Annotated in this window: 14 protein-coding genes; 2 read left to right on the top strand and 12 right to left on the bottom strand. The window is 74.4% G+C overall.

All coding sequences use genetic code 11. From position 1 onward, the window contains the following. The 10 genes from J1M38_RS10830 to J1M38_RS10785 all read right to left on the bottom strand — a co-directional run. The coding region (locus J1M38_RS10830) for a copper resistance D family protein (protein ID WP_206501249.1) at window positions 1–1120 on the bottom strand (1120 nt) is incomplete at its 3' end. Window positions 1121–1193: 73 nt separating this feature from the next. Beyond that, window positions 1194–2624, bottom strand: a complete 1431-nt coding sequence (locus J1M38_RS10825) for a Dyp-type peroxidase (protein ID WP_206482070.1) — start codon at window positions 2622–2624, stop codon at window positions 1194–1196. After that, entirely contained in the window at window positions 2611–3222 is a 612-nt protein-coding gene (locus J1M38_RS10820; protein ID WP_095694943.1) for a copper chaperone PCu(A)C, read from the bottom strand. The genes J1M38_RS10825 and J1M38_RS10820 overlap by 14 nt, the downstream gene beginning before the upstream one ends. Before the next feature lie 103 nt (window positions 3223–3325). Beyond that, window positions 3326–4009, bottom strand: a complete 684-nt coding sequence (locus J1M38_RS10815) for a copper resistance CopC family protein (RefSeq protein WP_119217817.1) — start codon at window positions 4007–4009, stop codon at window positions 3326–3328. A gap of 110 nt (window positions 4010–4119) precedes the next feature. After that, on the bottom strand, window positions 4120–4815 hold the full coding sequence (locus J1M38_RS10810) for a hypothetical protein (RefSeq protein ID WP_102708538.1): 696 nt from the start codon (window positions 4813–4815) through the stop codon (window positions 4120–4122). Window positions 4816–4972: 157 nt separating this feature from the next. After that, window positions 4973–5254, bottom strand: a complete 282-nt coding sequence (locus J1M38_RS10805) for an HU family DNA-binding protein (RefSeq protein WP_002858339.1) — start codon at window positions 5252–5254, stop codon at window positions 4973–4975. Window positions 5255–5483: 229 nt separating this feature from the next. Beyond that, window positions 5484–5789 (bottom strand): 30S ribosomal protein S14, encoded by a 306-nt coding sequence (rpsN, locus tag J1M38_RS10800; protein ID WP_002858338.1) that lies wholly within the window; start codon window positions 5787–5789, stop codon window positions 5484–5486. A gap of 1 nt (window position 5790) precedes the next feature. Further along, entirely contained in the window at window positions 5791–5958 is a 168-nt protein-coding gene (gene rpmG / locus J1M38_RS10795; protein WP_002858336.1) for a 50S ribosomal protein L33, read from the bottom strand. A gap of 1 nt (window position 5959) precedes the next feature. Next, complete coding sequence (rpmB, locus tag J1M38_RS10790; RefSeq protein ID WP_002858335.1) at window positions 5960–6196, bottom strand: 50S ribosomal protein L28; 237 nt, start codon at window positions 6194–6196, stop codon at window positions 5960–5962. Between the two features lie 466 nt (window positions 6197–6662). Then, window positions 6663–7418: a VIT1/CCC1 transporter family protein gene (locus J1M38_RS10785; RefSeq protein ID WP_206482071.1), complete on the bottom strand. Its 756-nt coding sequence runs from the start codon at window positions 7416–7418 to the stop codon at window positions 6663–6665. 169 nt (window positions 7419–7587) lie between these two features. Here J1M38_RS10785 and J1M38_RS10780 point away from each other — a divergent pair, with 169 nt between their 5' ends. Both J1M38_RS10780 and J1M38_RS10775 read left to right on the top strand, forming a co-directional pair. Continuing rightward, window positions 7588–8871 carry an NRAMP family divalent metal transporter gene (locus tag J1M38_RS10780; RefSeq protein WP_041104497.1) on the top strand — a complete coding sequence of 428 codons (1284 nt, stop codon included), beginning with the start codon at window positions 7588–7590 and terminating at the stop codon, window positions 8869–8871. Next, on the top strand, window positions 8864–9676 hold the full coding sequence (locus J1M38_RS10775) for a putative hydro-lyase (protein ID WP_102708537.1): 813 nt from the start codon (window positions 8864–8866) through the stop codon (window positions 9674–9676). The genes J1M38_RS10780 and J1M38_RS10775 overlap by 8 nt, the downstream gene beginning before the upstream one ends. Before the next feature lie 22 nt (window positions 9677–9698). Here J1M38_RS10775 and J1M38_RS10770 read toward each other — a convergent pair whose 3' ends face one another. Further along, window positions 9699–10406, bottom strand: coding sequence for a GntR family transcriptional regulator (locus tag J1M38_RS10770; RefSeq protein ID WP_060774876.1), 708 nt, complete (start codon window positions 10404–10406; stop codon window positions 9699–9701). Further along, a partial coding sequence (locus J1M38_RS10765) for a biotin carboxylase N-terminal domain-containing protein (protein ID WP_241246633.1) occupies window positions 10403–12169 on the bottom strand: 1767 nt, incomplete at its 5' end. The genes J1M38_RS10765 and J1M38_RS10770, both read right to left, overlap by 4 nt.

The raw sequence follows: 12169 nt of genomic DNA, 5'->3' as shown, positions 1-12169 counted from the left end.
CGGCATACGAGATTACTACGCGTCTCGTGGGCTCGGAGATGTTTATAAGAGACAGGGGGATCACCCACCGGCGGTGCAGCAGGCCGATCAGGCCGAGGCCCAGGGCCGCCAGGAACTTGGCCGACACGAGGATGCCGTAGGGGCTCAGCAGCTGGGCCGGATCGTCCATGCGGATCGACGCGTTGACCACGCCGGACAGCGCCACCGTGACCAGGCCCAGCCCGGCGAGCACGGAGTAGCGGGTCAGGACCGTGTGCAGCAGGGGCGCCGGGCCCTGCCGGCGCAGGCTGCGGCCCCGCCCCTGCGCCCCGTTGGGCCCCACGAGGGTGTCCGAGATCGCGACGAGCACGAGCAGTCCGCCCACCCACACGACGACGCCGAGCAGGTGCAGGCCGATCGAGTTCACGGCGCCGGTGTGGTCGTCACCGCCCGCCGCGTGCCCGATCAGGGCCAGGGGCACGAGGGCGAGCATCGCCAGGATGCCGGTCCAGAACAGGCCGTTGTGGGAGCGGACGGCGATCGCCAACGTGGTCACGACGGCGGCGATCACGGTGACCCAGAACCACGCCTGGCCCACCGAGATGCCGACCACGTAGGCCGCCAGGCCGTCCGTGAAGCCCTGCCCCGCCGTGACGGGGATGCCGGCGAGATCCGAGTAGGACAGCACGCCGACGGCCAGCGCGGCCACTGTCCACACGCCGGCGCTGACGGCGGCGATCCGCATCACGCGGGTGAACGCGGGGTGCTCGGGCAGCGGTGCGGCGTCCGCGTCCTCGCGCCGCTGCCGGGCGGAGCGGTGCCACCGTTCCGTGCCCGCCGCGTGGGGCGGCAGGACCCCGGCCGCGAAGATCAGCGCGGCGATGGTCAGGGACATCGCCACGTTGGAGACGAGCTCCCCCACGGGCACGCCCCAGCGGGTGATCCACCCCGGGTCGGAGAGCTGGCGCGCGGCGGTGACGCCGGTCAGCCAGCCGGCGGCGGCGAGGCCGGCCGCTCCCGCGGCGGCCACGAGCACCCAGATCCACCGGGGCACTCCGACCGGCCCCGACGGACCGGGGCGGGCGGCGTCGTCGTTCTCGGCGGGATGGCTGCCCCGGGCGGGGGCGGTGGCGGCGGACATGGGGTCCATCCTCTCAAAGCATGCGGACGCCCGGCGACGACGGGAGCGGCCCCGCCGTCGTCGGGCCCCTGGGTCAGGCGAACAGGGCGTCGCCCACGAACCCGCCCTCGGCGCAGCCGGGCGGGATCGCGAAGACCGCCGAGCCGACGGGCACGGTCCACAGGTTCAGGTGGTCCGACTCCGCGAGCCGGGCCTGGACGGGGACGAACTGTCGGTCCACGTCCGCCTGGTAGGCGGCGAAGATCAGGCCGGAGCCCGCCTCCAGCGCCCCGCGCGGGTCGTCGTAGTTGTAGCCGCGACGCAGCATCCCGTACTCGGGCTCCTCCCCGCGGGCCCGCCGCAGGTGCGCGATGTCCGAGATGACCGGGAAGCCCGTGGGGCCGACGGCGTCGAAGTCCGGCTCGTCGTGCTCCTGCTCCCCCGTGAGGGGGGCGCCGGTGCCGAGGCGGCGGCCGATGACCTTCTCCTTGGCCGGGCGGTCGAGCTCGTCCCACGTGTCCATGAGCATCTCGATGCGCCGGATCACCACGGACGTGCCGTCCGCGATCCACGGGGTGACGCCCACCTGCTCGGCACCCACGCCCCACACCACGCGGTCGAGGTGCGGGGTGTCCGCCGCCGGATTGCCGGTGCCGTCCACCTGCCCGAAGAGATTGCGCATCGTGGTGCCGGTGGGGTGGGCGCCGCGGGCGGAGCGGAAGCCCTCCTGCACCCAGCGCTCGGTGGCGAACGGCCGGGCCGCCTTGAGGAGCATGCGCCGGGCGTGGGCCACGGACATCCGGTCGTCGCCGCAGATCTGCAGCAGCAGGTCGCCGTCGCTGAACGCGGGGTCCAGGCGGTCGATCTGCTCGAACGCCGGCAGCGGGCGCAGCCAGGCCGGGGCCCGGTCCGGGGCCACGCGGCGGACGAGCTCCGGGCCGAAGCCGAACGTCACGGTGAGCCGAGCGGGGGCGGCGGCGAGCTCCGGCTCGGTGTCGGCGATCGTGGCGCGGCCCTGGGTCAGGCGCGCCGCGTCGTCGGTGAGCAGGCGCAGCATCCGCTCGATGCGCACCCGGTCCGTGTCCTCGTGCAGGTCGAAGGCGAGGAAGACGGCGTGGGCCTGGGCGGGGGTGTCGACGCCGGCCTGGCGCGGCCCGTGGAACGGCACGGTGTCCGTGCCCACGGGCGAGCTGACGGCCACCCGGGCGGCCTGGCCGCCGGGCTCGGCCCAGCCGGCCCGGCCGACGTCGCCCTCGATGCCGGTGTCGCCCATGACCTCGGAGGGCGAGGCCCCCGTCCCGGGCGCGGCGGACGCGCCCGGGGCGGTGGAGGCCGACGCGTGGCCGGCGCCGTAGCCGAGTGCCGTGCCCAGCAGGCCGCCGCCCACCGCGCCCGCCCCGAGGAGCAGGCCGCGGCGGGAGGGGCCCCCCGGGGTCGGGCGGGCGCCCTCGCGCCCGTCCGGCCCGTGGTGGTCGTCCGGCCCGTGGTGGTCGTCCGACCGGACGACGGGGTCAGTGGTCGGCATGGTCCTCCGATTCGTGGGACTCGCCGCCGTGGTACGACTCGTTGGCGCCGGTGAAGGGCCGGACCACGGAGGTGACCTCGAGGGTGGAGCCGTCCTCCAGCTCGAGGTCGTAGGTCACGTCCTCACCCGGCTCGATCGGGTCGGTCAGGCCCATGAACATCACGTGGTTGCCGCCCGGGGCGAGCTCGAAGCTCCCGCCCGCGGGCACGGTGAAGCCGTCGGGGCTCTGCTGCATCACCATCTGGCCGTCCTCGCCGGAGACCATCTCGTGGAGCTCGACCGTCTCGCCCAGCTCCGAGCGGACGCCGACGATGTGCAGGTCCTGGTCCGAGGAGTTCTCGAGCATGCCGAAGGAACCGGTCATGCCCTCCTCGGTGGCCTTCGTCCAGGGGTCGGTGATCGTGAGGCCGGCGGCCTGGCCGTCCGCGGTGGACGCGGCCGACGAGGCGCCCGTGGCCGGCGCGACGCTCGAGGCGTCCGACGCGCTCGGGGCGGAGCCGGCGTCGTCTCCGGCGCAGGCCGTCAGGCCGAGGGCGGCGACGGCGAGCACGGCGGCGGCGCCGAGGCGGCGAGGGGCGCGGGGGGAGGTGGTGGTCACGTCTGTGGGGTTCCTTGTCAGGCGGGCGCGCGACGACGCGCGGGGCGTTCGGACGCGCGAGGACGGGGCCGGTCCCCTCAGGGGGCCGGCCGGGGATCAGAGGTCAGCGGCCGTCGTCGAGGTGGCCGAGCGCGCGGGCGCGGCGGCCCATCAGGAGGAAGGCGACCACGAGCACGGCCAGGCCGGCGATGCCGGCGACCCACACCCAGGCGGGCAGCGCGTCGGAGTCCGCGGGCTGCGCGGCGTCGGAGGCGTCCGCCTGCGCGGTCGCCGCGGCCGAGGCGGCGTCGCCCTGACTTGCCGTGGCCTCCGGGGAGGCGGCGATCGAGGCCCCGGCGACGGCGGAGCCGCAGCCCTGGGGCGCGGTGCCGGCGGCCGGTGCGGCCGGGTCGTCCACCGCGAAGTCGAACGAGCGCTCCTCGGAGTGCCCGTCCGAGTAGACGACGCGGTAGGCGACCTCGTAGTCGCCGTTGGGCAGCCCCTCGCACAGCGGCGCGGAGAAGGTGGGGCCGTCCACGGTGCCGGCGGCGGACTGCCACTGGTTGCCGTCGGCGTCGCGGACCTGCAGGAGGTTCTGGATGCCCTCGCCGTCGATCAGCTCGCCGCTGAAGGTCAGCGAGACCTCCGACGGCGCCGTCGTGACGGTCTCGTCGACGGCGGGGGCGGTGCGGATGAGCTCGTCGTGCGCGGCCGCGGGGGCAGCCCCGGCGACGACGAGGGCGGGCAGCAGGGCGAGTCCGGCGGCGGCGCGAGCAGCGCGGCGGACAGGGGTGGTCTGGTGATGCATGGTGGTGTCCTCACGGGTCTGCCGCGGTCCCGGACGGGAGTCGCGGGCGGACCGTTCCGAAGGGTCGTCGGGCGCGGTCGGGCCTCGAGACGCGGACGGAGCCGGCGTCCTCAGGCCGCGAGGGCGAACGGCGGGCCGCGCCGCCCCGGAGAGCTGAGGAGGACGAGGGACGTCGCCGGCCGGAGCACCGGCGGGACGGGGACCCGGACGCGGGCCGGCGTCGGCAGGGGGCCGTGCGCGGCCGGCGGCGGGCAGACGGCGGCCACCACGCGTTCGGCGATGGTGAGCACGAGGGCCTCGCCGCGCCGCAGCACCAGCACGGTGAGGACCGCGGCGATCACGTGGGCCGCGAGCATGCGCAGGTCGGTCAGGTGGCCGGTGGGGGCGCCGGACAGGGCCTCCCCCGACGCCAGGAGGGCCCCGGTGCCGGGACGGGCGTGGCCGAGGTGGGCCGGGTCGACGCCGGCGGCCGGCGCCACGGCGTGCCCGCCGGCGGCGAGCCCGTAGAGCACGTGGAACAGCCCCTGGGCGATCGCGACGGCCGCGGCGGTGCGCCACAGCGAGAGGGCGCGGCCCGCCAGGGCGGTGCAGAGCGGGGCGGCGAGGACGGCCGCGAAGGCGACCACGCCGACCTCGGGGAACCCGTGACCGGGCTCGGCGGCGGTGTGGAACAGCGCGGCCAGGGCGGTCATCGCCAGGGCCCCGGCCCAGCCCCGGGCCAGACGGGCCGGTCCACGCACGACGCGCGGACGGGGGTCCTCGAGGCCGGACGGGGCCCACGGAGCGGCGGCGACGGCGCTGCGCATGCCACGACTCCTCTCCTGACGGCCCCGGCCCACGTCGGCCGGACGATCGTCCGCCCATCCTACGCGGCCGGAGACGACGACGGGCGCCCCACCCGAGGGTGGGACGCCCGTCCTGCGGCGTGCGGCGTGGGTCCGGGGACGCGCACCGCGGCCGGGATCACTCGGAGGCGGCGGCCTTGAGCTTGGAGCCGGCGGTCACCTTCACGGAGTGGCCGGCCGGGATGGTGATCTCCTCGCCGGTGCGCGGGTTGCGGCCGGTGCGCTCCTTGCGCTCGGTGCGCTCCACGGCCAGCCAGCCCGGGATCGAGACCTTCTCGCCCTTCTTGACCTGGGCGGTGAACACCTCGAAGAGGGCGTCCAGCACATCGCTGACGGCGGCCTGGGTGTTGCCGGAGCGCTCGGCGACGGCGGCGACGAGTTCCTTGCGGTTCATGGCCATGGGTCCTCCCTATGGGACGTCGGTTACGGTTCCCGGGCCGTTCGGACCGGGCTGCCAGTTGTGAACGTACCACCTCTCCGCGGGCGAATCGCCCCCTGAACCGCGAGAATCCGCGATTTCCCGTGACCCGGGTGGCCCTCATCCCCGGGGCACGACGACGGCGGCGCCCCTCCTGAGGAGGGACGCCGCCGTCGCGGTGGTGCCGAGCGCCCGGAGACCGGGCCTCAGGTCACCAGGAGGACTTGGTCACGCCGGGCAGCTCGCCACGGTGCGCCATGTCGCGGAAGCGCACACGGGAGATGCCGAAGCGCTGGAAGGTGCCGCGGGGGCGACCGTCGATGGCGTCGCGGTTGCGCACGCGGACCGGGGAGGCGTCGCGGGGCAGCTTCTGCAGGCCCAGGCGGGCGGCCTCGCGGGCCTCGTCCGACGCGTTCGGGTCCACGAGGGTCTTGCGCAGCTCGAGACGCTTCTCGGCGTAACGGGCCACGATGGCCTTGCGCTGCTCGTTCTTGGCGATCTTGGACTTCTTGGCCATCTCAGCGCTCCTCTCGGAAGTCGACGTGCTTGCGGACCACCGGGTCGTACTTCTTCAGGGTGATGCGGTCCGGGTTGTTCCGGCGGTTCTTGCGGGTCACGTAGGTGAACCCGGTGCCGGCGGTGGACTTCAGCTTGATGATCGGACGAACGTCCTTGTCCTTGGCCATGTCAGAGCTTCACTCCCTTCGCGATCAGGTCCGCCACGACGGCGTCGATCCCGCGCACGTCGATGGTCTTGATGCCCTTGGCGGACAGCGTCAGCGTGACGTTGCGGCGCAGGGAGGGGACCCAGTAGGTCTTCTTCTGGATGTTCGGGTCGAACCGGCGCTTGGTGCGACGGTGCGAGTGGGAGATGCTGTGGCCGAATCCCGGCCCAGCCCCGGTTACCTGGCAGTGAGCTGCCATGATCACTCCTCGTGGCAAGTAGTAGTAAAAGGACGGGCGGAACCCGCATGGCGGCGAGCCGCGGACCTGTCCGCGGACACCTGTTGTGAGCCCCGCCCCGGGTGTGGACACCGCACTCTTACTGCGACTTCTCGAAAAGGTGGACCAGGCTGGGTGAGAGCCAACCGAAGTTCCTTATGGGATCGCTGGTGTGGACGGTGAGCCCCGGTCCGCCCTGAGGGCGTCCCGGGATCCGGTCTGCGGGAGCGCGTTGCTTTTCCGACCCGCCGTCCGCCCGGTCACCTGACCGATGGAACGACGAGAACAACGCGGCGTGCGCCGTCCCACCTTACGCGAACCGTGGGCGTCGCTTCAACTCGACGGGGGGCGCCTGTGGTATGCGCACGGTCCTCGGCTTCCAGGACCGCTCCGCGCGCGCCACGGCGCGGCCACGGGCGCTGGGCCGGCCCACCCCTTCCGGCGCGGATCAGGCGACCGACGCCCCCAGCAGCGAGCCCACCGCGAAGGTCAGGCCGAGTGCCAGGGCGCCGCCGAGGACGACGCGCACGGCCGCCCGCAGCGCGGGCGCGTCGCCGAGCCGGGCCCCGACCCAGCCGGTGACGGCGAGGGCCACGAGGGTGACGCCGAACGTGAACGGGACGCGGAGGCCCACCGGCGCCAGGACGACCGTCAGGAAGGGCAGCAGCGCGCCCACGAGGAACGCGAGGAAGGACGCTCCGGCGGCGGCCCACGGGCTGACGACGTCCTCCTCCGCCATGCCCAGCTCCATGCGCAGATGCGCGGCGAGCGCGTCCTTCTCGGTGAGCTCCCGCGCGGCGGCCTCGGCCGTGGCCCGGCTCAGGCCGTCCGCCTCGTAGAGCTGCACGAGCTCCTCCAGCTCGCCCTCGGGATCCTCCTCGAGCTCACGGCGCTCCTTGGCGATCAGCGACTTCTGCGAGTCGGAGGACGAGGAGACGGACACGTACTCGCCCAGCGCCATGGAGAACGCGCCGCCGACCACGGCGGCGGCGCCGGCCAGCAGGATCGGGGTGAGCGCCGTCGTCGCACCGGCGACACCGACGACGGTGGCCGCGACGGACACGATGCCGTCGTTGGCGCCGAGCACGCCCGCGCGGAGCCAGTTGAGGCGGGCATGCACGCCGCCGGCGGCGTGCGGCTCGTCGAAACCGCCCGGCGGGAGCTGATCGGCCAGGGGCGAGGACTGTTCAGACGTGTGCGACATGTCTCCATGGTCGCGGCGTGGGGCGGGGCGCGCCAGGCAGGTGAGGCGTTCCTTCGGGCGGGGACGCCACGACACCCGGTCTCGCTGTTGCCAGGATTGTTCAACAACAGCTACCGTCTCCCCCAGCGCCTCGTGACGCCCGTCACCTCGCCTGGCGCCCTCGACGAAGGTGACCACCGTGTCCCACGCAGACATCCCCCACGCCGGGCCGGACGGCTCGACCCCCTCGGGCACCGCACCGAAGACGGACTCCCGTGCCGCGAGCGCCACCCGGCGCACCGCACTGCTCGGCGCCATGTTCCTCATGGCCACCTCGGCCATCGGCCCCGGCTTCATCACGCAGACCGCCACGTTCACCGTCCGGATGGGCGCCGCGTTCGCGTTCGCCATCCTGGTCTCGATCCTCATCGACATCGCCGTCCAGATGAACGTGTGGCGCGTCATCGGCGTCTCCGGCATGCGCGCCCAGGAGCTGGCGAACCGCGTCCTGCCCGGCCTCGGCTGGGTCCTCGCCGCGCTCGTGTTCCTCGGCGGCATGGTCTTCAACATCGGCAACATCGCCGGCACCGGCCTCGGCGCGAACGCCATGCTCGGCGTCGACCCCCTGATCGGTGGCGGCGTCTCCGCGCTCATCGCGCTGCTGATCTTCCTCTCCAAGCGCGCCGGCGTGGCCCTGGACCGGATCGTGGTGGCGCTCGGCGCCGTCATGATCCTGCTGATGCTGTACGTGGCCATCACCTCCGCCCCGCCCGTGGGCGAGGCCCTGCGCCAGTCCGTGATGCCGGAGGAGGTCGACTTCTTCGTGATCGTCACCCTCGTGGGCGGCACCATCGGCGGCTACATCACCTACGCGGGCGCCCACCGCATGATCGACTCCGGAGTGAAGGGCGTGGACGACGTCCAGGACATCACCCGCAGCTCCGTAGCCTCGATCCTCGTGACCGGCCTGATGCGCGCCCTCCTGTTCCTGGCGATCCTCGGCGTCGTCGCCTCGGGCGCGGTGCTGTCCAAGGACAACCTGGCTGCCTCCGCCTTCCAGGCCGCCGCCGGCGACATCGGCCTGCGCATGTTCGGCATCGTCCTGTGGGCCGCCGCCGTCACCTCCGTGATCGGTGCGTCGTACACCTCGATCAGCTTCGTCACCCGCTCCACCACCAGCGCCCGCACCCGCAACCTGCTGACGGTCGCCTTCATCGTGGTCTGCACCGCCCTCTACCTGGCCCTGCGCCAGGCACCGCAGACGCTGCTCGTGTTCGCCGGCGCGTTCAACGGCATGATCCTGCCGGTCGGCTTCGCCGCCCTCCTGTACGTGGCCTGGCGCCGCCGCGACCTGCTGCACGGCTACCGCTACCCCGGGTGGCTGCTCGTGATCGGCGCGCTCGCGTGGATCGTGTCCGTGTTCATCGCGGTGCGCGGGTTCATCCCCATGGTCGAGATGATCACCGGTGCCTGAGATGACCACGACGACGCCGCTGCCGCCGCTGGACGCCGCCACGACCCCCGCGCAGGCCCGCGAGCGGTTCCGCGCGGGGCTCGTGCGGCCGACCTCGGGGATCGCCGACGGCTACGCGCAGGCGAACCTCGTCTCGATCCCGCAGGACCACGCCTACGACGTCCTGCTCTTCGCCCAGCGCAACCCCAAGGCCCTGCCGCTGCTCGGCGTGTTCGAGGCCGGCGAGGTCAACGGCCCCGCGCTGGACGGCGACGTCCGCACGGACGTGCCGCAGTACGTGGTGTACCGCAACGGCGTCGAGACGGACCGCCCCACGGATCTGCTCGACGTGTGGCGGGACGACCTCGTGACGTTCGTGATCGGCTGCTCGTTCACCTTCGAGTCCGCCCTGGTGGCCGAGGGCATCCGGATGGCCCACCAGGACGCCGGCGTGAACGTGCCGATGTACCGCACCACGCGGCGCTGCGCCTCGGCGGGCCGCCTCTCGGGCCCGCTCGTGGTCTCGATGCGCCCCATCCCCGCCGACCGCGTGGCCGACGCCGTGCGCATCACCTCCCGCTACCCCGCGGTGCACGGCGCGCCCGTGCACGTGGGCGACCCGGCCGGCCTCGGGATCACGGACCTGTCGGCACCGGACTTCGGCGACGCCGTCGAGGTCCCGCAGGGCCACCTGCCCGTGTTCTGGGCGTGCGGGGTGACGCCGCAGGCGGCGATCATGGAGTCCCGCCCGCCGCTGGCCATCACGCACGCGCCCGGGCACATGCTCATCACGGACCTGCCGGACCGGATGTTCCAGGTCCCGTGACCGTCCGGGCCCGGGGAGGCGGTCAGTCCCCCACGGCGGCGAGGTGCGCCAGGACGAACTGCTCCGCCTCGTCCAGGTAGTCGCCGAACACGGCGTGCACCGCGGGGAGGTCGCCGGCCAGCAGCCGCTCCACGATCCACCGGTTGCGGTCCGCGAACTGCACGTGCAGGCGCGTCTGCTCGTCCATGGGATGGAACGCCAGGCGCACGCGGGCCTGCACCGACGCCATGAGCCGCGTGAGCTCGGGGGCGCCGGCCAGGTCCACGATGCCGACGTGGACGCGATGGTTGGCGTCGCCCAGGACCCGCGCGGGGGTGTCCGGGCCGCCCGAGAGCAGGTCCTGGGCACAGCGCAGCTGGCGGGCCGCGCCGGGGGTGAGCTCGCCGTGTTCGAGGGCGCCGAGCTGGATCACCCGACGCGTGCGGTACAGCCCGCGCACGTCCTCCGGACCGGGCGCCGCCACGAACACCCCGCGGTGCGGCCGGCGCTCCACGAGGCCCTCCGAGGCCAGCATGGTGAACGCCTCGCGCAGGCTGTTGCGGCTGACCTGGAGCTCGGCGGCCAGCGCCACCTCTCCCAGCCGCTCCCCCGGCACGAGCCCGGCCGCCGCGATCCGCTGCCGCAGCTGCGCGGCCGCGGCCACGGGGGCCGGAGCCGGGGCGGACTCCCCGCCGCCGACGCCGGGCGCGAGGCCTTCCCCGGTGACACCGCCGCGCGCCGGCACCGTCACGCCCCCAGCCGGGCGATCGCCTGGCCGCGCGTCACCGAGGCCGGGGTCTCGGCCACGAGGAGCTGGATCCGGCCCGCACGCGGGGCACGGATCGGCGTCTCCATCTTCATCGCCTCCACGATCGCGACCGTGTCACCCTCGGCCACCTCGGCGCCGTCCTCGACCTTCCACGAGGCCAGGGTGCCGGTGACCGGCGAGGCCACGGCGCCGTCGTCGTCGGCCTTCCCGGCGCCTGCGGCAGCGCCGGCCGGAGCCGCGGCACCCGCGCCGCCGCCTCCGAGGAGGGCCGCGTAGAGATCGGCGGGCAGGCCCAGGCGCACGGCGCGGCCGTCCAGCTCGACGGTGACGGCGGTGCGGCCGCCGGCGGGCACCTCGGCGCCCAGGTAGGGGGACTCGGCCAGCGGCTCGGCGAACTCGGACTCGATCCACGTGGTGTAGACGCCGAGGCGGTCCCCCGAGGTGAAGGCGTCCTGCTCGAGCACGGCGCGGTGGAACGGCACCACGGTGGGCACGCCGTCGATGCGCAGCTCGGCCAGGGCGTCGCGGGCGCGGGCGACGGCCTGGGCGCGGTCCTCGCCCCACACGATGAGCTTGGCGAGCAGGGAGTCGTACTCGCCCGGCACCACGGAGCCGGTGCGGACGCCGGAGTCCATGCGGACCCCGGGGCCGGTGGGGGCCTCGAACGCGTCGATCGGGCCGGGCACGGGCAGGAAGCCGTACGCCGGGTCCTCGGCGTTGAGGCGGAACTCGAGGGCGTGGCCGCGCGGCGTCGGGTCCTCGGGGATGCTCAGCGGCTCGCCGGCGGCGACGCGGAACTGCTCGCGCACCAGGTCCACGCCGAAGACCTCCTCGGTGACCGGATGCTCCACCTGCAGGCGGGTGTTCACCTCCAGGAAGCTGATGAGGCCGTCCGGGGCCACGAGGTACTCGACCGTGCCGGCCCCGGTGTACCCGGCGGCGCGGCAGATCTCGCGGGCGGAGGTGTGGATGCGCTCGCGCTGCTCGTCCGTGAGGAACGGCGCCGGGGCCTCCTCCACGAGCTTCTGGTTGCGGCGCTGCAGGGAGCAGTCGCGTGTGCCGAGCACGGCCACGTGGCCGTGCTCGTCGGCGAGGACCTGGGCCTCCACGTGGCGGGGGCGGTCCAGGAAGCGCTCCACGAAGCACTCGCCGCGGCCGAACGCGGCGACGGCCTCGCGGACGGTCGCCTCGAACGCGTCCTCGACGTCGCCGAGCTCGCGCACCACGCGGATGCCGCGGCCGCCGCCGCCGAAGGCCGCCTTGATGGCGATCGGCAGGCCGTGCTCCTCGGCGAACGCGCGCGCGGCGGCGGCGTCCGGCACGGGGCCGTCCGAACCCGGCACGAGCGGGGCGCCCGCCTGCTGGGCGAGGGAGCGGGCGGTGATCTTGTCGCCGAGGGCGCGGATGGCGTCCGGCGACGGGCCGATCCAGGTCATCCCGGCGTCGATCACGGCCTGCGCGAAGTCGGCGTTCTCGGAGAGGAAGCCGTAGCCCGGGTGCATGGCGTCGGCGCCGGCGCGGCGGGCGACGTCGAGGACCGCGTCGATCTTCAGGTAGGTGTCCGCCGAGGACGCGCCCGGCAGGTGGAAGGCCTCGTCCGCGACGGCCACGTGCAGGGCGTCGGCGTCCGGATCCGAGTAGACGGCGATCGAGGCGATGCCGTGGTCGCGGGCGGCGCGGGCCACGCGCACGGCGATCTCGCCGCGGTTGGCGATGAGCACCCGCGTGACGGGGCGGGCGGCGGG

This window comes from Micrococcus sp. KRD070, assembly GCF_017168435.1.
Taxonomy (GTDB): Bacteria; Actinomycetota; Actinomycetes; order Actinomycetales; family Micrococcaceae; genus Micrococcus; species Micrococcus luteus.
Note: the sequence above shows the minus strand (reverse complement) of the source record. Positions and strands in the feature narration are given on the sequence as shown.